Origin of the sequence: Streptomyces sp. NPDC005566, assembly GCF_040605575.1 — a bacterium.
Lineage (GTDB): Bacteria > Actinomycetota > Actinomycetes > Streptomycetales > Streptomycetaceae > Streptomyces.
The window spans coordinates 217,821-238,633 of record NZ_JBEXDB010000008.1 but is presented as its reverse complement, the minus strand read 5'-3'; the positions used below and the strand labels follow the sequence as shown (position 1 = coordinate 238,633).

14 protein-coding genes and 1 tRNA gene are annotated in these 20,813 nt (G+C 69.4%); 4 read left to right on the top strand and 11 right to left on the bottom strand.

Annotated elements, in window-relative coordinates; all coding sequences use genetic code 11:
* Positions 1–112: 112 nt before the first annotated feature.
* Entirely contained in the window at positions 113–1,546 is a 1,434-nt protein-coding gene (pyk, locus tag ABZS61_RS15435; RefSeq protein WP_356420010.1) for a pyruvate kinase, read from the top strand.
* An 11-nt stretch (positions 1,547–1,557) separates the two neighbouring features.
* Here pyk and ABZS61_RS15430 read toward each other — a convergent pair whose 3' ends face one another.
* Together ABZS61_RS15430 and ABZS61_RS15425 are read right to left on the bottom strand one after the other, a co-directional pair.
* Positions 1,558–2,337, bottom strand: a complete 780-nt coding sequence (locus ABZS61_RS15430; protein WP_356420007.1) for a helix-turn-helix domain-containing protein — start codon at positions 2,335–2,337, stop codon at positions 1,558–1,560.
* 111 nt (positions 2,338–2,448) lie between these two features.
* Positions 2,449–2,521: transfer RNA gene (locus ABZS61_RS15425), tRNA-Leu, on the bottom strand.
* Between the two features lie 100 nt (positions 2,522–2,621).
* Here ABZS61_RS15425 and ABZS61_RS15420 point away from each other — a divergent pair.
* Positions 2,622–3,278, top strand: coding sequence for a response regulator (locus ABZS61_RS15420; RefSeq protein WP_329212156.1), 657 nt, complete (start codon positions 2,622–2,624; stop codon positions 3,276–3,278).
* An 84-nt stretch (positions 3,279–3,362) separates the two neighbouring features.
* Here ABZS61_RS15420 and ABZS61_RS15415 read toward each other — a convergent pair whose 3' ends face one another.
* From ABZS61_RS15415 to ABZS61_RS15385, 7 genes are all read right to left on the bottom strand, one after another.
* A complete protein-coding gene (locus ABZS61_RS15415; protein WP_356420002.1) occupies positions 3,363–4,079 on the bottom strand; it encodes an ABC transporter ATP-binding protein in 717 nt (238 codons plus the stop codon).
* On the bottom strand, positions 4,076–5,053 hold the full coding sequence (locus ABZS61_RS15410; RefSeq protein WP_356420288.1) for an ABC transporter ATP-binding protein: 978 nt from the start codon (positions 5,051–5,053) through the stop codon (positions 4,076–4,078). The genes ABZS61_RS15415 and ABZS61_RS15410 overlap by 4 nt, the downstream gene beginning before the upstream one ends.
* Before the next feature lie 5 nt (positions 5,054–5,058).
* Positions 5,059–6,789, bottom strand: a complete 1,731-nt coding sequence (locus tag ABZS61_RS15405; protein WP_356419999.1) for a branched-chain amino acid ABC transporter permease — start codon at positions 6,787–6,789, stop codon at positions 5,059–5,061.
* A gap of 5 nt (positions 6,790–6,794) precedes the next feature.
* Positions 6,795–7,727: a branched-chain amino acid ABC transporter permease gene (locus ABZS61_RS15400; protein ID WP_356419996.1), complete on the bottom strand. Its 933-nt coding sequence runs from the start codon at positions 7,725–7,727 to the stop codon at positions 6,795–6,797.
* Between the two features lie 99 nt (positions 7,728–7,826).
* The gene (locus tag ABZS61_RS15395) at positions 7,827–9,059 is read right to left on the bottom strand and encodes a branched-chain amino acid ABC transporter substrate-binding protein (RefSeq protein WP_356419993.1); all 1,233 of its coding nucleotides are present in this window, start codon (positions 9,057–9,059) and stop codon (positions 7,827–7,829) included.
* Positions 9,060–9,644: 585 nt separating this feature from the next.
* On the bottom strand, positions 9,645–10,115 hold the full coding sequence (locus ABZS61_RS15390) for a hotdog fold thioesterase (protein ID WP_356419990.1): 471 nt from the start codon (positions 10,113–10,115) through the stop codon (positions 9,645–9,647).
* A 97-nt stretch (positions 10,116–10,212) separates the two neighbouring features.
* Positions 10,213–12,483 (bottom strand): FdhF/YdeP family oxidoreductase, encoded by a 2,271-nt coding sequence (locus ABZS61_RS15385; protein WP_356419987.1) that lies wholly within the window; start codon positions 12,481–12,483, stop codon positions 10,213–10,215.
* 251 nt (positions 12,484–12,734) lie between these two features.
* Here ABZS61_RS15385 and polA point away from each other — a divergent pair, with 251 nt between their 5' ends.
* Positions 12,735–15,446, top strand: coding sequence for a DNA polymerase I (gene polA / locus ABZS61_RS15380; RefSeq protein ID WP_356419984.1), 2,712 nt, complete (start codon positions 12,735–12,737; stop codon positions 15,444–15,446).
* 60 nt (positions 15,447–15,506) lie between these two features.
* Here the strand turns inward: polA and ABZS61_RS15375 are convergent, their stop codons facing one another.
* Positions 15,507–16,373, bottom strand: coding sequence for a DUF4184 family protein (locus ABZS61_RS15375; protein WP_356419981.1), 867 nt, complete (start codon positions 16,371–16,373; stop codon positions 15,507–15,509).
* 188 nt (positions 16,374–16,561) lie between these two features.
* On the opposite strand from ABZS61_RS15375, the gene ABZS61_RS15370 reads away from it, so the two are divergent.
* Positions 16,562–18,232: a lytic transglycosylase domain-containing protein gene (locus ABZS61_RS15370; RefSeq protein ID WP_356419978.1), complete on the top strand. Its 1,671-nt coding sequence runs from the start codon at positions 16,562–16,564 to the stop codon at positions 18,230–18,232.
* 72 nt (positions 18,233–18,304) lie between these two features.
* Here ABZS61_RS15370 and hrpB read toward each other — a convergent pair whose 3' ends face one another.
* On the bottom strand, positions 18,305–20,809 hold the full coding sequence (gene hrpB / locus ABZS61_RS15365; RefSeq protein ID WP_356419975.1) for an ATP-dependent helicase HrpB: 2,505 nt from the start codon (positions 20,807–20,809) through the stop codon (positions 18,305–18,307).
* Positions 20,810–20,813 lie beyond the last annotated feature (4 nt).

Genomic DNA, 20,813 nt, shown 5'->3' with positions numbered 1-20,813 from the left:
CAGAGCGACCCGCTGCACAATTCAACACTTGTCAATAAGCTTTCACCCAAAGGTTGTTGGGGAGTCATGCAGAGACAATTACCTACCCGTAGGTAAGGTCTAGGCTCGAACCATGCGCCGAGCGAAAATCGTTTGTACCCTGGGACCCGCAACCGACACATACGAGCAGATCAAGGCACTCGTCGAAGCGGGAATGGACATCGCCCGCCTCAACCTCAGCCACGGCACCTACGCCGAACACGAACAGCGATACCACCACGTACGCAAAGCATCCGAAGAGACCGGACGCAGCGTCGGAATCCTCGCCGACCTTCAAGGCCCGAAGATCCGCCTCGGACGCTTCACCGAAGGCCCCGTACTCCTTGAACGCGGCGACGACTTCACCATCACCGTCGAAACCGTCGAAGGCAACCGCCACACCTGCGGAACCACCTACGACGGCCTCGCCACCGACGTCACCCCGGGCGAACGCATCCTCGTCGACGACGGCCGCGTCACCCTCGAAGTCACCCAGGTCGACGGACCACGCGTCCACACCACCGTCATCGAAGGCGGCATGGTCTCCGACCACAAAGGACTCAACCTCCCCGGCGTAGCCGTCTCCGTCCCCGCACTCAGCGAAAAGGACATCGACGACCTCCGCTGGGCCCTGCGCACCGGCGCGGACATCCTCGCCCTCTCCTTCGTGCGCAGCGGACGCGACATCGACGACGTCCACCGCATCATGGACGAGGAGGACCGCCGCCTCCCCGTCATCGCCAAAGTCGAAAAGCCCCAGGCCGTCGAGAACATCGACGACATCGTCGCCGCCTTCGACGGCATCATGGTCGCCCGCGGAGACCTCGGCGTCGAAATGCCCCTGGAACAGGTCCCGATCGTCCAGAAGCGCGCCATCAAACTCGCCAAGCGCAACGCCAAGCCGGTCATCGTCGCCACCCAGATGCTCGACTCGATGATCGACAACTCACGCCCCACCCGCGCCGAAGCCTCCGACGTCGCCAACGCCGTCATCGACGGCACGGACGCGGTGATGCTCTCCGGCGAGACCAGCGTCGGCAAGTACCCGGTCGAAACCGTCCGCACCATGGCCCGCATCGTGGAAGCGGCCGAGGAGGACATCCTCGCCAAGGGCCTCCCGCCCCTCACCGACCGCAACAAGCCCCGCACCCAGGGCGGCGCGGTCGCCCGCGCGGCAGCCGAGATGGGCGACTTCCTCGGCGCCAAATTCCTGGTCGCCTTCACCCAGAGCGGCGACACCGTCAAACGCCTCTCCCGCTACCGCTCCCCGATCCCGCTCCTGGCCTTCACCCCCGACCAGGCCACCCGGGCCCAGCTGAACCTCACCTGGGGCGTGGAGACGTTCCTCGGGCCGCACGTGGACTCCACGGACGCGATGGTGGCGCAGGTGGACGAGGAGCTCCTGCGGATCGGACGCTGCCAGAAGGGGGACGTCGTCGTGATCACGGCCGGCTCCCCGCCCGGAGTCGCGGGCTCGACGAACCTGGTGCGGGTGCACCACATCGGCGAGGACGACAGCCCGAAGTAGGGCGGACCAGCTCAGTATTTCGGCCCGACGTGAGCATCCATGAGCGCGACGGATGCCCGTCGGGCGACGGAGATGTTGTACTTCCTGCCCGCGCGGGTGCAGTGCGTCCACTCGATGCCGAGCTTGTCGAGGGTGTCCGTGTAGAGCTCCCGGATGTCGTCCGAGACATTGGTGAACCAGTACCGCGGATACTCGTACCTTTTCCGTACGCCGCCGACCATCCGGGTCGTCCAGTTCATGTTCCGGCAGCCGTCGGAGTGGATGAGGCCGCGGACGAAGTCCCAGGGGTGAGCGTCGACGATTTCCTGCTGCCAGGGTTCGAGAACGATGCGGCGTTCATGCTTCTTGCCGGGCCCGTGCTGCGGGAAGACGCATGTCCAGTGTTTCGTATAGGACTTGACCTCGACGCAGCCGCTCCTGTGGCGCCGTCCGGTACGCGGCATGGGCATCACCCGGCGCATGGCCGACTCCGCCTCATCGATCAGGCCGGCCCATGTTTCACCACAGAAGATCGACAGGTGGTTCTGCTTTGGCTTGGCGATTATGTGGCCGTCACCGAGATAGAGCCCCAGGAGATATGCGTAGGCGACGCGGTCGACGTCCCGGCCGGTGCACACCGGACAGTCGGTGGGCTGTACGTACTCCACGCCACGTCGCTTGCGGTCCTCGTGGAGCCACCAGCCGATTGTTCCGCGAGGCACGTTGAGAAGTTCTGCAACTACTCGATTGGTGGTCCCGCCCCTCAGAAGGGCAAGCGCTTCGTCACGTATCGATGGATTGTGCTGTCCCATGAAGTGGAGTCTTCCGCGGCCTTCGCTGGCGTGCACCAGATTCGAAGGAGCGTTCACCGGGAGGGGTGAAGATCGCCAACACGTGAATCAACCTTGGAAACGAAGGAGAAGTGCCCCGAGTCGGATTCGAACCGACGCTGTATGGGTTTTGAATCCATGGCCTCTGCCGCTGGGCTACCGGGGCCCCTTCGAAACGAAGGATCCGCAGGACCCTCCGTGCCTCAAACATACCGCAACTAGGTAGGCTCTTGGGAGCTGCACCCCTGTCTTGACCAAGGAGCCCCGTGACCACCCCCGAGTCGCCCCAGCCCGTAGACGCCGCCGACGACGACAAGTCGCACGTCCCGCCGCTGACGACCCGTGTCGTCATCGCCGAGGACGAGGCGCTCATCCGCCTCGACCTCAAGGAGATGCTGGAGGAGGAGGGCTACTCGGTCGTCGGCGAGGCCGGCGACGGGCAGCAGGCCATCGAGCTCGCCCGGGAGCACAAGCCGGACCTGGTCATCCTCGACGTGAAGATGCCCGTTCTCGACGGGATCTCCGCCGCCGAGAAGATCACGGAGGAGTCCATCGCCCCCGTGCTGATGCTCACCGCGTTCTCGCAGCGGGACCTCGTCGAGCGGGCCAGGGACGCCGGTGCGATGGCGTACCTCGTGAAGCCGTTCAGCAAGAGCGACGTCGTGCCGGCCATCGAGATGGCCGTGTCCCGGTTCTCGGAGCTGAAGGCGCTGGAGAACGAGGTCGCCGACCTCTCGCAGCGGCTGGAGACCCGGAAGCTGGTCGACCGGGCGAAGAGCATTCTGCAGACGGACTACGGCCTGTCCGAGCCCGCCGCGTTCCGGTGGATCCAGAAGACGTCGATGGACCGCCGGCTGTCCATGCAGCAGCTCGCCGAGGCGCTGATCGAGGACGCCGAGGAGAAGAAGAAGGCGGCCGAGTAGCCCCGTACGCCCTGCATACGAAGGAGGCCCGCACCCCGGATCGATCGGGGTGCGGGCCTCCTTCGTGTGCGGGAGCGGAGGGTGTCAGTCCTCGCCGAGGTAGGCCTTGCGGACCGACTCGTCGTGGAGGAGGTCCGCGCCGGTGCCGGAGAGGACGACCTTGCCGACCTCCATGACGTGGCCCTGGTCCGCGAGGGAGAGGGCCGCCTGGGCGTTCTGCTCGACGAGCAGGATCGTGGTGCCTGCCGCCTTGAGCTCGACGATGGTCTCCATGATCTTCTGCATCATGATCGGCGAGAGTCCCATGGAGGGCTCGTCGAGCATGAGCAGCTTGGGCTGGGACATGAGTGCGCGTCCCATGGCGAGCATCTGCTGCTCGCCGCCGGAGAGGGTTCCTGCGGCCTGCTTGCGGCGTTCCCCGAGGATGGGGAAGAGCTCGTAGGCGCGCTGGATGTCCTTCTCGATGCCTGCCTTGTCGGTGCGGAGGAAGGCGCCGAGCTGGAGGTTCTCCGCGATGGTGAGGCGGGGGAAGATGTGGCGGCCTTCGGGGGAGTGGGCGAGGCCCAGTGCCACGATCTTGTGGGCGGGGATGCCGGTGAGGGGCTTCCCTTCGAAGAGGATCCGGCCGCCGGAGGGCTTGAGGAGGCCGGAGAGGGTGCGCAGGGTGGTGGTCTTGCCCGCACCGTTGGTGCCGATGAGGGTGACGACCTGGCCGGCTTCGACGCTGAAGGAGATTCCCTTGACGGCTTCGATCTTGCCGTAGGCGACCCTGAGGTCTTCGACCTCGAGCAGTGCGGTCACTGGTCTTCCCCTTCTGTGCTGGTGGTGCGCTTCGCCTTGTCCGCCTCGGTCGTTTCGGCCTCGGTGGTGTCTGCGGCCTCGGTCTTCGCCGCTGTTTCCTCGGCCTCGGGCGTGGTGTCGGCTTCGGGGGCCGGTTCCGGCTCGGGTGCCTCGGAGGGTGCGGGGGCGTCGGTCTTCTCGGGGGTGTCCCCTTCGAAGGGGGTGCCGAGGTAGGCGGCGATGACGCGTTCGTCGCCCTGGACGACGGAGGGTGTGCCTTCGACGAGCTTCTCGCCCTGGACGAGGCAGGCGACTCGGTCGCAGAGGTTGAAGATGAAGCGCATGTCGTGCTCGATGACGAGTACGGCGATGCCCATGTCCCGGATGGCGAAGATGAGTTCTTCGGTGACGCGGGTTTCCTGCGGGTTCATGCCGGCGGTGGGCTCGTCCAGGAGGAGGAGGCCGGGGTCGCTGGCGAGGGCGCGCGCGATTTCCAGCTTGCGCTGGTCTCCGTAGGGGAGGTTGCGTGCGAGGTGGTCGGCCTTGTCCTGCAGGCCGATGAACTCGAGGAGTTCCATGGCGCGTGCGTGGGAGGCGGCTTCGGCCCTCTTGAACCCGGGGCCGCGCAGGAGTGCGGACCAGAGGCCTTCCTTGGTCCTGGTGTGGCGTCCGACGAGGACGTTCTCCAGGACGGTCATGTTGGCGAAGAGCCGGATGTTCTGGAAGGTGCGGGCGATGCCTGCCTGGGTGACGAGGTGGGGCTTGGGCGGCAGGACGGTGCCCTTGTAGCGGACCTTGCCCTCGGTGGGGACGTAGAGGCCGGTGAGGCAGTTGAAGAAGGTGGTCTTGCCTGCGCCGTTGGGGCCGATGAGGCCGACGATCTCGCCTGCGTTGACCTTGAGTTCGACGTTGCGTACGGCGGTGAGGCCGCCGAAGCGCATGGTGACGCCGCTCGCGTCCAGGACGGGCGTGGTGGTTTCGGTGGTGGTCGTCATGTCGTTCACGCCCCCGCCTTCACGGTGCCGACGCCGGATTCGGGCAGGGTGCCCTCGGGTGTGTCGAGTTGGCCGGTCTCGTGGTATTCGAGCTGTGCCCGCCGGTTGGCGATGAGGCCTTCGGGGCGGAAGCGCATCAGCAGGATGAGTGCGAGGCCGAAGCCGAGGAGCTGGTAGTCCTGGAGGAACTGCAGCTTCGCGGGGATCATGTACAGGAGCGTGGCGCCGATCAGGGGTCCGCTGATCGTTCCCATGCCGCCGAGGATGACCGCGGCGAGGAGGAAGGCGGAGTTGGGCGGCACGGGGCCGGCGAAGACGTACATCTCCGGGACGACGGTGCTCTGTACGTGTGCCTGGACGGTGCCGGCGAGGCCGGCGAGCGTGGCGCCGAGGGCGAAGGCGATGAGCTTGACGCGGAAGCCGTTGATGCCCATGGCGGTGGCGGCGGTCTCGTCCTCGCGGATGGCGACCCAGGCGCGGCCGATGCGGGAGCTGCCGGCTCGGCTGAAGACGAGGACCACGAGGATCATCGCGAGCAGCATGAGCAGGTAGTAGTTGGCGTATCCGCCGAGTTCGATGCCCAGGACGGTGTGGGACTCGCCGAAGTCGTATCCGAAGAAGACGAGGTCGGGGATGTTCGGTACGCCGTTGGGGCCGTTGGTGATCTGGGGTCCGGATACGCCGTCGAGGTTGCCGACGGTGATGCGGAAGATCTCGCCGAAGCCGAGGGTGACGATGGCGAGGTAGTCGCCGCGGAGGCGCAGTGTGGGCGCTCCGATGACGACGCCGAAGATCAGGGATACGGCTGCTCCGGTGAGGACCGCTGCCCAGAAGGGGAAGTGGACGTCGAACGCGGAGGCGGTGGTGCCGGAGACGAGTGCGGCGGTGTAGGCGCCGACGCCGAGGAAGGCGACGTATCCGAGGTCGAGGAGTCCGGCGAGGCCGACGACGATGTTCAGCCCGAGTGCGACGGTCGCGAAGATGAGGATGTTGACCGCGATGAGGGTGTACTGGTCGGTGCTCTGGGTGAAGGGGAATGCTGCTGCGGCGACGAATGCGGCGGCTACGGCGATGGAGCGGTACTTGGTGGTGAGCACCGAGAGCCGGCCCATGATGCCGGACTTGACGAGGGCGCCCATGGCGAAGCCCGCGGTGATCATGTAGCCGGTGAAGAGTTCGGCGTATTCGGTGTCGATGCCGTAGGTGACGACGAAGAGGCCGACTCCGAAGGCGAGGACGATGATGAGGATCTCGGCCCAGGAGGGGAGTTCCTTGGGGCGGGAGGCCTTGTGGGTGTCGTCGGGGAGGAGGAAGGCGACGAGCGGGATGGCGGAGGCCACCGCTGCGACGAAGCCGCCGGGTTCCAGGTTGACGACGCCGCCGAGTTCGACGGTGATGGCGATGACGGTGAACCAGGTGGTGCCGAAGGCGCCGAGGGCCAGGAACTGGAGGGCCTTGGTGGTGCCTGTCGGGGCGAGCCAGCGGAAGCCTCGGATGTCGAGGGCGGCGAGTGCGTACAGGAGTACGAGGGCGCCTGCGACGAGGGTGAGGACCTGGAGGCCGCCGGGGTAGCCGTAGACGGTGAGGTCGCCGGGGAACTCGTCGGTGTAGGTCCAGGACATGAATGTGCTGGCGATGGCCGCGATGCCGCCGAGGGCGGTGAGGCGGCGCAGGGCGGTGGTGCGAGCGCCGGTGTCGACCGTGGCGGCGGGGGTTTTGATGGTCTCGGTTGTCATGGCTCTCACGCCCGATCCGCGACGCGCTCACCGAGCAGGCCTTGTGGCCTGACGAGGAGGACGACGATGAGAAGTACGAATGCCCAGACGTTGGCCCAGGCGCCGCCGCCGAGCTGCTGCATGCCGGGGATTTCTTCGATGTAGGCGATGGAGAGGGCTTCGGCGAGGCCGAGGACGACTCCGCCGACCATGGCTCCGTAGATGTTGCCGATGCCGCCGAGTACTGCGGCGGTGAAGGCCTTGAGTCCGAGGAGGAAGCCCATCTCGAAGTTGATCTGGCCCTTGTCGAGTCCGTAGGCGACGGCTGCGATGGCGGCGAACGCGGCTCCGATGGCGAAGGCCATCACGATGATGCGGTCGGTGTTGATGCCCATGAGCTTGGCCGTGTCGGGGTCCTGTGCGGTGGCCTGCATGGCGCGGCCGCTGCGGCTCTTGGCGACGAACATGCCGAGGGCGAGCATGCACAGGGGGGCGAGGACGAGGATGAAGGCGTCGGCGCGCTGGAGGTAGAGGTTGTCGAAGATCTTGAACGACTCGCCCTGGAACTCGGGGAAGCTGCGCGGCTTCTTCGCGTCGGGGTAGAAGCCCCAGACAAGCTGCTGGAGGACGATCGAGAGGCCGATCGCGGTGATGAGGGGTGCCAGCCTCGGTGCGCCTCGCAGGGGGCGGTAGGCGAAGCGTTCTGCGGCTGTGGCTACGGCGACGGAGGCGATTGCGCCACCGACGATCATGAGGGGTATGACCACCATGAGCGAGGTTCCGCTGGGGAGCGCCAGGTAGGTGGTGAGGGCGCCGAAGCCCCCGATCATGAAGATCTCGCCGTGGGCGAAATTGATGAGCTGGACGATGCCGTACACCATGGTGTACCCGATGGCTATGAGGCCATAGAGCGCGCCGAGTGCGAGACCGTTGGCCAGCTGTTGCGGCAGTTCGTTCACCGCAGTGCCTCCGATGAGCTTGTCGGATATGACACCGCGCGAGGGCGCTGTTTGCGCCCTCGCGCGGTCAGGAGCATGTGCTGTGGGTGTGCTGGGTGATCAGTCCTCGAACGTGGCGCTCTTGACGTCCTTCCAAGCACCCTTCTGGACCTCGTAGACGGTGAGCTGCTTGTTGGTGGTGTCACCGAACTCGTCGAAGGAGACCTTGCCGGTCACGCCGTCGAAGGAGACCTTGGCCATGGCCTCGGTGACCTTGGCGCGGGCGTCCTCGGGGAGCTTGCCGTCGTTCGCTGCGACGACGGCCTTGACGGCCTGGATGATGGCCCAGCCGGCGTCGTAGGAGTAGCCGCCGTAGGCAGCGAAGGGGTCCTTGTAGCCGCCGGTCTTGTAGTCCGCGATGAACTGCTTGGCGGTCGGGAGGGCTTCGACGGGGTAGCCGACGGAGGTGGCGTAGTCGCCGTCGTTGGCCTCACCGGAGGCGCTGATGAAGGCGGGGTCGTAGATGCCGTCGCCGCCCATGGTGGGGATCTTGGCGCCGGTCTTCTTGATCTGGTCGGAGAGCAGGCCGCCCTCGGGGTACTGGCCGCCGTAGTAGACGGAGTCGGCGCCGGAGCCCTTGACCTTGTCGGCGGTGCTGGAGAAGTCGGTCTCCTTCACCGTGACGTGGTCGGTGCCGACGACCTTGCCGCCGAGGCGCTCGAATTCCGCGGAGAAGATCGCGGCGAGGCCGGCGCCGTAGGTCTGCTTGTCGTCGACGACGTAGACCTTCTTCTTCTTGGCGTCGTTGAAGAGGTACTGGGCGGCGAACTTGCCCTGGACGACGTCGGTGGCGCAGGTGCGGAAGTACGTCTTGAAGACGCGCTTGGAGTCGCCCTTGCCCCAGTTGTCGCCCTGGCTGAGGGCGGGGTTGGTGTTGGCGGGGGAGACCTGCGCGAGGTCGGCCTTCTCGAAGACGCCCTGCATGGACTGGGCGACGCCCGAGTTCAGCGGGCCGACGACGCCGAGGACTTCCTCGGTGCCGACGAGCTTGGTGGCGTTGGCCTGTCCGGATGCGGGGACGGCCTGGTCGTCGAGGGCTTCGATCTTGAACTCGACGCCGGGGACTTCGTTGTTCTTGTTCGCGGTCTTGGCCGCGAGGTCCACGGAGTTCTTGATGCCCTGGCCGAGCGCGGAGAGGGAGCCGGTCAGCGGGGCGTCGACGCCGATGACGACGGTCGTCTTCTTGCCGCTGTCGTCGTTCTTTCCGCTGTCGTCGCGCGACCCGCAGGCGGTGAGGGTGAGTGCTCCTGTGGTGAGCACTGCGGTGAGGATAAGCAAAGAACGGTGTCGCACGAAAGGTCCTTTCCCTGGCGCGGCCTCCTCTGCTGAGGTGCCGTGACGTTCGCCGGGCCGTACTGGTCGTTGAGGGAACCGTTCAGCAGACGCGCCCGGCGGCGCGGTGACTGGCCGTGACTCTAAGGGCAGGTGAGGGGGTGCGGGACAAGTCCGCCGATGATGTGACTGTCTTGTTATGCCGTGGGGAAGGGTTGGTGGGCGCAGTGTGGACATTTACGGCTTGTGAAGTGACCGCATGCTGAGAACGCGCAGCTCCGCTAAGGGGCTTGAGGCGATCTTGGTGCTGTCGCACGAATCGGGGCGCAAGGGGCGCGGCGAGGCTGTCCCTCTGGGGCGGGGACGCGGCGCGCGGTCTTTTTCGTGTATTGCACACCTGTTACGCAGTGTTACATCTGGGTGATGTGTTCGATTTGCTGCGGTGACCGCCGTGGCTGCTGAAGTGGCTCATGGAACGTGTGGCGAGGTCAAGGGTGTTGACCGAGAGTGGCGGTCAACGTTCGTTCCCCGCTCCGGATATGGGTCTGCCCGGTCCGGAATGCGGTGCGATTTCCGGGCCGGGCAGCGGGTGTTGAGGCGTGTGGTTCAGTCGGCGGTGGGCGGGGGTACGTCGCGGAGCAGACAGGTGAGGCGGGCGGTGCAGACCCGCTTGTCGTGCTCGTCGGTGATGACGATTTCGTACGTGGCGGTGGAACGGCCGCGGTGTACGGGGGTGGCGACACCCGTGACGAGGCCGCTTCGGGCCCCGCGGTGGTGGGTGCAGTTCAGGTCGACGCCGACGGCGATCTTGGTGGCGCCGCCGTGGAGCATGGTGCCGATGGAGCCGAGGGTCTCGGCGAGGACGGCGGAGGCGCCGCCGTGGAGCAGTCCGTAGGGCTGTGTGTTGCCTTCCACGGGCATGGTGCCCACGACGCGCTCGGCGGAGGCCTCGACGATCTGTACGCCCATGCGCTCACCGAGGTGTCCGGCGGAGAAGAGGGCGGGGAGGTCGACGCCGAGTGCGGCGTACTCGTCGATGATCTCCTGGGGGAACGTGGGTGCGATGTGCTCGCCCATGGGGTCCGGCTCCGTTCGTCTGCGGTCGTTCGTTGCTGTGTGCACTGTTCTTATCAGACGACTGAGCGAACGCTTAGCCGCTGGTGGGCCGAGGTTCTCAGGCCTTCTCGAAGCGGATGACGACGGACTTGCTGGCCGGGGTGTTGCTGGTGTCGGCCGTGGCGTCGAGCGGGACGAGCACGTTGGTCTCGGGGTAGTACGCGGCGGCGCACCCGCGTGCGGTCGGGTAGTGGACGACGCGGAAGCCCGGTGCGCGGCGCTCGGCGCCGTCCTTCCACTCGCTGACGAGGTCGGTGTACGAGCCGTCGGCGAGCCCCAGGGCGCGGGCGTCCTCGGGGTTGACCATCACGATGCGCCTGCCGCCCTTGATGCCGCGGTAGCGGTCGTCGAGGCCGTAGATCGTGGTGTTGTACTGGTCGTGGGAGCGCAGGGTCTGCAGCAGCAGCCTGCCTTCGGGGAGCTCGGGGTACTCGACGGGTGCGGCGGTGAAGTTGGCCTTGCCGGTGGCGGTGGGGAAGCGGCGTTCGTCGCGGGGGGCGTGGGGGAGTGCGAAACCGCCCGGGCGTGCGACGCGGGCGTTGAAGTCCTCGAAGCCCGGTACGACGCGTGAGATGCGGTCCCGGATCGTCCCGTAGTCCTTCTCGAACTCCTCCCACGGTGTCGTGGAGGCGGGGCCGAGGACGGCGCGGGCCAGGCGGGCGACGATCGCCGGCTCGGAGAGCAGGTGGGGGCTCGCGGGCGTGAGGTTGCCGCGGGAGGAGTGGACCAGGCCCATGGAGTCCTCGACGGTGACGAACTGCTTCCGTCCGGCCTGGACGTCCTTGTCGGTGCGGCCCAGGGTGGGCAGGATCAGGGCGCGGGTGCCGGTCACGGCATGGGAGCGGTTCAGCTTGGTCGACACGTGCACGGTGAGCCGTGCGCGGCGCATCGCCGCTTCGGTGACGGCGGTGTCGGGTGACGCGGCGACGAAGTTGCCGCCCATGGCGAAGAAGACCTTGGCGTCGCCGTCGCGCAGCGCCTGGATGGACCGTACGACGTCGTAGCCGTGGTGGCGCGGCGAGGTGATGGCGAATTCCTTGTCCAGGGCGTCAAGGAAGGCGGCCGAGGGCCGTTCGAAGATGCCCATGGTGCGGTCGCCCTGGACGTTGGAGTGGCCGCGCACGGGGCAGACGCCGGCGCCGGGCCTGCCGATGTTGCCGCGCAGCAGGAGGAAGTTGACGACTTCGCGGATGGTCGGCACGGAGTGCTTGTGCTGGGTCAGGCCCATGGCCCAGCAGACGATCGTGCGCTCGGAGGCGAGGACCATGGCGAGCGCTTCTTCGATGTCGGCGCGCTCCAGGCCGGTGGCGGTGAGCGTCTGCGCCCAGTCGGCGGCGCGGGCCGTTTCGGCGAACTCCTCGTATCCGTGGGTGTGCCGGGCGACGAAGTCGGTGTCGACGGCGCCTTCGGTGTCGAGGATCATCTTGTTGAGCAGGCGGAAGAGTGCCTGGTCGCCGCCTATGCGGATCTGCAGGAAGAGGTCGTTGAGGGCCGCGCCCTTGATCATGCCGCGGGCGGTCTGCGGGTTCTTGAACCGTTCCATGCCCGCCTCGGGCAGCGGGTTCACCGAGATGATCTTCGCTCCGGCGGCCTTGGCCTCTTCCAGGGCGGAGAGCATCCGGGGGTGGTTGGTGCCCGGGTTCTGCCCGGCGACGATGATCAGGTCGGCCTGGTGGAGGTCTTCCAGGCTGACACTGCCCTTGCCGATTCCTATGGTCTCGGTGAGGGCGGATCCGGACGACTCGTGGCACATGTTGGAGCAGTCCGGCAGGTTGTTGGTGCCGAACTCGCGGGCGAAGAGCTGGAGCAGGAACGCCGCTTCGTTGCTGGTGCGGCCCGAGGTGTAGAAGAGCGCCTCGTCGGGGGAGCCGAGCGCGGTGAGTTCCCCGGCGAGGATCTGGAAGGCGCGCTCCCAGGTCACGGCCTCGTACCGGTCGGCGCCCGCGGGCAGGTACATGGGCTGCGTGATGCGGCCCTGCTGGCCGAGCCAGTAGCCGCTGCGGGTGGCCAGGTCGGCGACGGGGTGTGCGGCGAAGAAGTCGGGGGTGACGCGGCGCAGGGTCGCTTCCTCGGCGACGGCCTTGGCGCCGTTCTCGCAGAATTCGGCGGTGTGCCGCTTGTCGCCCTCGGGCCAGGCGCAGCCGGGGCAGTCGAAGCCGTCCTTCTGGTTGACCTTGAGGAGGGTCTGCGCGGTGCGCCGCACCCCCATCTGCTGCTGGGCGACGATCAGGCTGTGGGCGACGGCGGGCAGTCCCGCGGCGGCGTGCTGGACCGCTTCGACCTGCGGCGCGTCCTGGACCGGGTCCCCGGTCGGGGGCTTGGTGGCCATGGTGCTCCCCTTCGAGCGCTTGCGAACCCGCGATACGTCGTCACGCGGCGTGGCGTCCTGTCACGCTTTCCCTGTTGGCGATGTGACTGTCTTCGATCCTGTCACGCACGGCGGCTGCGGCGCCCGGAGGGCGGCCGGGGTGCTGCGTATCGGGCGGAGCGCGCGGTACAAGGGGCGCCCGAGTCGTGCTCGACCGGGGGACGAGCGGCGGCCGGTCCGGATTGTCGGTGGTCCGTGGCAGGATCGGGGGCGTGGCTGAGACGGCATCGAAGAAGACGGCAGACAACCGACCGCGCCTGCTCCTGATGGACGGGCACTCCCTGGCGTACCGGGCGTTCTTCGCCCTGCCTGCGGAGAATTTCACGACGGCGACGGGGCAGCCGACGAACGCCGTGTACGGCTTCATGTCGATGCTGGCGAACACGCTGCGCGACGAGGCGCCCACGCATTTCGCGGTCGCGTTCGACGTGTCCCGCAAGACGTGGCGTGCGCAGGAGTTCCCCGAGTACAAGGCGAACCGTTCCAAGACCCCCGACGAGTTCAAGGGGCAGGTCGAGCTGATCGGCGAGCTCCTGGACGCGATGCACGCGGACCGGTTCGCGGTGGACGGTTTCGAGGCGGACGATGTCATCGCGACGCTGGCCACACAGGCCGAGGCGGCGGGCTTCGAGGTGCTGATCGTCACGGGCGACCGGGATTCGTTCCAGCTGATCACGGACAACGTGACGGTGCTCTATCCGACGAAGGGCGTCTCGGAGCTGACGCGCTTCACCCCGGAGAAGGTCCAGGAGAAGTACGGGCTCACACCGGGGCAGTATCCGGACTTCGCGGCGCTGCGCGGTGACCCCTCGGACAACCTTCCGGGGATCCCTGGTGTCGGTGAGAAGACGGCTGCCAAGTGGATCAACGAGTTCGGGTCGTTCGCGCAGCTGGTCGAGCGGGCGGACGAGGTCAAGGGCAAGGCAGGCCAGAACTTCCGGGACCACCTGGACGCGGTGAAGATGAACCGTGTGCTGACCGAGATGGTCCGTGACGTGGAGCTGCCGAAGGTCCCGGCCGACCTCGAGCGTGCTCCGTACGACCGCACGGCCGTCACGGGTGTGCTGGACGTTCTGGAGATCCGCAACCCGAGCCTGCGCGAGCGGCTGCTCGCCGTCGATCCGGGTGCGGAGGAGGCCGGTCCGCCGGAGCCCGCCGCCGGCGTCGAGCTGGACGGAGCGGTCCTGGGCTCGGGCGAGGTCGCCCCGTGGCTGGAGGCCCACGGCGGGCAGCCGCTCGGCATGATGACCGTCGACACCTGGTCGCTGGGCACCGGCACGGTCACGGAGGTCGCGCTCGCGGCCGCCGACGGGGCCGCCGCCTGGCTGGACCCGGCCGGGCTCGACGAGGCCGACGAGCGGGCCCTGGCCGCATGGCTCGCGGACCCGGAGCGGCCGAAGGTCCTGCACAACGCCAAGAACGCCCTGCGGGTCTTCCCGGAGCAGGGCTGGCGGCTGGACGGCATCGCCATGGACACCGCGCTCGCCGCGTATCTCGTCAAGCCCGGCCGCCGCTCCTTCGCGCTGGACGCGCTGGCTGTGGAGTACCTCGGCCGTGAGCTGGCCCCGGCCCCCGCCTCCGACGGGCAGCTGGCCTTCGGCGCGGACGACCGTGCGGAGGCCGATGCCCTGATGGCGCAGGCCCGCGCGGTGCTGGACCTCGGGGACGCGTTCACGACGCGCCTGCAGGAGGCCGGTGCCACCGAGCTGCTGTACGACATGGAACTGCCCACGTCGATCATGCTGGCCCGCCTGGAGCGGCACGGCATCGCCGCCGACCGGGCCCATCTGGAGGGCATGGAGCAGCAGTTCGCCGGTGCCGTGCAGCAGGCGGTGAAGGAGGCGCATGCCGCCGTGGGCCGTGAGTTCAACCTCGGCTCGCCCAAGCAGCTCCAGGAAGTGCTCTTCGGTGAGCTGGCCCTGCCGAAGACGAAGAAGACGAAGACGGGCTACACGACCGATGCGGACGCGCTGGCGTGGCTGGCCGCGCAGACCGAGCACGAGCTGCCGGTCATCATGCTGCGCCACCGGGAGCAGGCGAAGCTGCGGGTCACGGTCGAAGGCCTGATCAAGACGATCGGTGCGGACGGCCGTATCCACACCACGTTCAACCAGACGGTCGCGGCGACGGGCCGGCTCTCCTCCACCGACCCCAACCTGCAGAACATCCCCGTCCGTACGGACGAGGGGCGGGCGATCCGCCGGGGCTTCGTCGTCGGTGAGGGTTTCGAGACGCTGATGACGGCGGACTACAGCCAGATCGAGCTGCGGGTGATGGCCCATCTCTCCGAGGACGCCGGTCTCATCGAGGCGTTCACCTCCGGCGAGGACCTGCACACGACGGTCGCCTCGCAGGTGTTCGGCGTCGAGAAGTCGGCCGTCGACGCGGAGATGCGCCGCAAGATCAAGGCGATGTCGTACGGGCTGGCCTACGGGCTCTCCGCGTTCGGGCTCTCCCAGCAGCTGAACATCGAGGCCGGGGAGGCGCGCGGTCTGATGGACACCTACTTCCTGCGGTTCGGCGGGGTGCGCGACTACCTCCACCGGGTCGTGGAGGAAGCCAGGTCCACCGGGTACACGGAGACGGTCTTCGGCCGGCGCCGCTACCTCCCGGACCTGAACAGCGACAACCGTCAGCGGCGCGAGACGGCCGAGCGGATGGCGCTCAACGCCCCGATCCAGGGGACGGCCGCCGACATCGTGAAGGTCGCGATGCTGCACGTGGACCGTGCGCTGACGGAGGCGAAGCTGACGTCGCGGATGCTGCTCCAGGTCCACGACGAAATCGTTCTGGAGATCGCCAAGGGTGAGCGGGAGCAGGTCGAGGAGATCCTGCGCCGGGAGATGTCCACGGCGGTCGAGCTCCGTGCGCCGCTGGACGTCTCCGTGGGCGTCGGCACGGACTGGGAGACGGCCGCGCACTGACGCTCGTGCCGCCTGGAACGGGCCGCCTTCGGGGAGTGGGTCCTCCTCGACGGCGGCCCTTCAGCGTGCGTCCTCGTTCGCCGGGCGGGCACGTGTACCGGGCCTGTCCGGCGGCCGGGGGCGGCGCGGTGTCCGCAGCCGCATCCACGCCCCGTACAGCACGAGTCCGACCGCCAGGCCTGCCCCCGCCCCGAAGCACGCGGTCGGGACGATGTCGAGCGGTGTGCTGATCTGCCCGAAGTAGGCATACCAGCGGGCACATCGGTGGACGACACCGAGCAGGACGCACACGGCGAGCAGGGCGCCCGCCCACCGGCGCTCCGCCCGGCCGAGGACCGGTACGGACTCCGGGACAGCCGCCGGTCCGGTGCGCCGCAGGCCCGTGTACGTGAACCAGGCCAGGACGGTCAGGGCCACGGCCGAACTTCCGTACTGGACGAACTGGAACACCGGGAAGCCGCCGATGCTGCGGCTGAGCACGGGAACGAGTTCGGTGCCCCACCGGTCGTGATGGGTGAAGGCGTCCCACACGACATGCGTGCCCGCGCCGATCACCGCGGACAGGACGAACCACAGAGCTTCGGGCACGGTCGGCGGCGTTCCGGGTTCCCGTCGTCGGCCCCGTACGAAGGTGTGCACGCGCCCCTGCCACGCGGTGGGCAGCAGTGCGACGAGCGGTTCGCGCAGCAGCAGCCAGAGCGCCACCAGGGCCGAGGCGATGGCCACGTCCACCGTGAACACACCCCATACCGCGTGGGTGACCGCGCCGAATTCCATCGCCCCGGGAACGGCTGTGTCCGCGAAATAGGTCATATCGGGTGCGAACGAACCCGCGACGAGCGCGGAGGCGGCCAGCGGGCCACGGCCTGTCCCGGACCGGCGGATGCCCGGCAGTACGGCTGCGGCGTGGCTGAGCGTGAACGGCATGACGGCAAGTATGCGTGAGCCCTCGTCACCTGCCCGAACCTCCCGTGCGAGGTGCCGGCAGCTTCGTGAGAAGTCGGTAAGAACCGGTCATGTGCCAGTGTTCGCTCGCCACAAGTTGCCGTAGGGTCACCTGAGTCCTCGCGCTGGGGAGAGCGCGAACAGCCGTCGACGGGGAGGGACCAGAACGTATGGCAGCGCAATTCGGCCGACGGCTTCGCAGGGGGGCCACCACCACCGCGGTGGCAGCAGCCGCTGTGGCGGCCCTCTCTGCTTCGCAGGCTCCCGGCGCCCCGCTCGCCGACGGCGGCGGTGACCCGGCGGCGTCCGGTACCGCATCGCCCGGCGACAGTGCGGCCACCGGCAACTCGCCGTACTACACGGACCTGCCGCCGCTCAACACGCCCAACAAGCCCGGTTCGTCCGTCAATCTGCCGGTCACGGGCAGTGCGGAAGCGGGCATACCGGCCTCGATCCTGGCGGCGTACAAGAAGGCCGAGCAGGACCTCGCGAGCACCGACGCGGCCTGCCGGCTGCCCTGGCAACTCCTCGCCGCGATCGGCAAGGTCGAGTCAGGCCAGGCCCGCGGCGGCAAGGTCGACGCCAACGGCACCACGTTCTCCCCGATCCTCGGCCCGGCCCTCAACGGCCAGGGCTTCGCGCTGATCAAGGACACCGACGGCGGAGCGTTCGACGGGGACTCCACCCACGACCGCGCGGTCGGCCCGATGCAGTTCATCCCGCAGACGTGGGCGACCTGGGGCCAGGACGCGAACGGCGACGGACGCAAGGACCCCAACAACATCTACGACGCGGCGCAGGCCGCCGGGCGCTACCTCTGCGCCGGCTCCCGGAACCTGGCCCTCGCCGCGGACCTCGACAAGGCCGTGCTGAGCTACAACCACTCGCAGGAGTACCTGCGGACGGTGCGCTCCTGGTTCGAGTTCTACAAGCGCGGCACCCACGAGGTCCCGGACGGCACCGGCGTCCTCCCCTCGGGCAACAGCAACGGCTCCGACCCGTCGCCGGACCCCAGCCCCTCCCCGCCCGGGACGGGCGGCAGCGGTGCGACCCCGAGCCCCGACCCGAGCCCGCCCGCGCCGGGCGGCGGCGGTACGCCCAGCCCCTCGCCGACGCCGCCCCCCAAGCCCACGCCGCCTCCCACGCCGGCCCGGACGCTGGGCAGCCTCGAGAACGCGGGCACCGGTCCCCTCGCCGCCACGGCGGGCGAAGCGTTCACCGAGCGCATCAAGGTGCGGGCCAGGGACACTCTCGGCGCGCCGCTCGCCAAGACCTCGGTCACCTTCACGGTCACCGGCGACACCGACACCCGCTTCCCCGGCGGACGGAGCACAGTCACGCTGCCCACCGCGGCGGACGGAACCGCCACCGCGCCACTCCTCAACGCGGGTGAGAAGACCGGCGAGTTCAAGGTGACGGCCGTGGCGGGCACCAGCAAGCCGCGCATCCTCACCTACACGGCGGCCGTCGCCGCCCGGCAGGCCGACACGATCGCCCGGACCGACGAGAAGGCCCTGACGGCCGCCCCCGGCGCCGAGTTCGCCGACACCGTCGAGGTCAAGGCGACGTACAAGGGCATCGCGGTGGCGGGCACCGCCGTCACCGCAACGATGATCACCGACGGGGAGACGCCCGCCCAGAACGACAAGGGCCCCCACTTCAAGGACGCGGACGGCAACGCGGTCAGGACCCTGACGGACCTGAAGACCGGCGACGACGGAGTCCTGAAGCTCCCGAAGATCTACGCCGACGACACGGCGGGCACGTTCCTGCTGCGTCTCACCACCGCGAGCGGCGCCACGCTCGTCGTCGAGCTCAAGGTCGAGGCGCCCGCCGCCTGACCGGACCGCCGGCACAGCAGCCCCCCTGCCGCAGGAGCGGCAGGGGGGCTGCAACGTGCACCGGACCAGGTCCTACTCGCGCCGCAGCCGGGCCGAGGTGAAGCGCGTCGCCTCCACCGTCGTCGGGTCCTCGGGCCACGGGTGCTTCGGGTACCGGCCACGCAGCTCGGCCCGCACCGCCTTGTAGCCCTCCCGCCAGAAAGACGCCAGATCCGCCGTCACCGCCGCGGGCCGCCCGGCGGGGGAGAGCAGATGGACCAGAACGGGCACCCCGGCCACCCGGGGCGTCTCCCGCAGCCCGAACAGCTCCTGGAGCTTCACCGCGAGGACCGGCTGCTCGCCGCCGTACTCCACCCTGATCCTCGACCCGCTCGGCACCGCGATCCGCTCCGGGGCCAGCTCGTCGAGCCGGGCGGCATCGCCCGTCGCCCACGGCAGCAGCCGCCGCACCGCCTGCCCGGCGTCGATCCGCCCCAGGTCCGAGCGCCGCCGCACCCGCGACAGCTCGGGCTCCAGCCACTCCTCGGTACGCGACAGCAGTGCGCCGTCCGACACATCGGGCCACGGTGCCCCCAGCTCCCTGTGCAGGAACGCGAGCCGCAGCCGCAGCTGCTCGCTGTCCCGGGTCCACCGCAGCAGCCCCGTGCCCTCGCGCCGCAGACCGTCCAGCAGCGCGCCGCGCACCAGTCCGGGCGCCGGTTGCTTCAGTGCGCGCACCGACAGCTCGACGGCCCCGAGCCGCTCCACGGAACGGGCCACCACATCGCCGTCCACCCAGCGGACCTCCTCGCCGGAGAACCACAGATGCCCGGCCGCCAGCCGCGCCGTGTCCTCGTCCACGACCGCCGCCAGGCGCACCCGGGCGGACGCCGAGTGCGCGGGGCGGTCGGCGACCGCGACGGCCAGCCACGGTGCGCTGCGCAGCCGTGAGCCCTCCCGGAGCTCCGCGCCGGTCCCCGACGCCATCAGAAACGCCCCTTCGCCCCGGGCCCGCGCCACCCGCTCCGGGAACGCCAGCGCCGCCACCAGTCCCGCGGCCGCGTCGTCCGACCCCGGACCCGCACCGGAGTGGGCCTCGCCGAGCGAGGACGACAGCCGCCGCATCTCCTGCCGCCAGCGCGCCGCGTAACCGTCGCCGCCCCGCCGCGCGGTGCGCAGCGCTGCCGCCAGATCGTCCCCGTACTCCCGCGGCGGTTCCTCGCTCAGCAGCGCCACGACCTCCGAGGCCCGGCGCCCGCCCACCTCGTCCGCACCGTCCAGCAGGGCCCGCGCGAGGCGCGGGTGCAGGCCCAGACGGGACATCCGCACCCCCCGGTCCGTCACCCGCCCCGACGCGTCCACCGCGCCCACCGCGCCCAGGACCTCCCGTGCCGCGCCCATCGCCCCGGCCGGCGGCGGATCCAGCAGGGCGAGCCCGGAGGCGTCCGGATCGCCCCAGCACGCCGCCTGCAGCGCGAACGCGGCCAGATCGGCCACCTTGATCTCCGGGGACGGGAACCGGGCGAGGCGCCCGTCCTCGGCCTGCTCCCAGCAGCGGTACACGGCGCCCGGCGCCTCCCGCCCCGCCCGGCCCGCGCGCTGCCGTCCGGCGGCCTGGGACGCCCGTACGGTCGTGAGCGCGCTCAGGCCACGCGCGTGGTCGGTACGCGGCTCCCTGGCCAGGCCGGAGTCGACGACGACCCGCACCCCCGGCACCGTCAGCGACGACTCCGCCACGGACGTCGCGAGCACCACCCGGCGCCCCTGCGACGACCCCGCGAGGACCGCGTCCTGCACGGCCGCGGGTGCCCGGCCGTGCACCTGGAGCACTTCGGCACCCACTCCCGCGAGCTGCCCGGCCACCCGGCCGATCTCCCCGACCCCGGGCAGGAAGCACAGCACATCGCCGTCACGCTCGGCGAGCGCGCGGCGCACCACGGCGGCCACGTGCGTCAGCAGTGCCGGATCGACCCGCATGCCGTGCGGCGGGCGCACGGACCCGGCCGGCGGCGCCCACACCACCTCGACCGGATGGGACACCCCCTGCGCCTCGATCACGGGAGCGCCGCCCAGCAGACGGGCCCAGCCCTCCGCGTCCGTCGTCGCCGAAGCCGCGACCAGCCGCAGGTCCGGCCTGATGGCGCCCCGCACGTCGAGGAGGAACGCGGCGACCGTGTCGGCGTCCAGATGGCGCTCGTGGCACTCGTCGATGATCACGACATCGACGCCGGCCAGCTCCTGGTCGCGCTGCAGGCGCTGGAGCAGCACCCCGGTCGTCACGACCTCGACCACCGTGTCGCGCCCCACCACCCGTTCCCCGCGCACGGTGAAGCCGACGCGGCCGCCCGGCTGCTCGCCGATCAGCCAGGCCATCCGCCGTGCCGCCGCCCGGGCCGCGATCCGCCGAGGCTCGGCGACCACCACCCGGCGCACCGGGCCGCCGCCGGTGAGGCCGGCGAGGACCAGGGGTACGAGGGTCGTCTTGCCGGTCCCGGGCGGTGCGCAGAGCACCGCGACCCCCCGGTCGTCGAGTGCCCGCTCCAGAGCGGGCACAGCGGTGCGTACGGGCAACTGGCCGAGGGCGTCGGTACGGATCACGCCC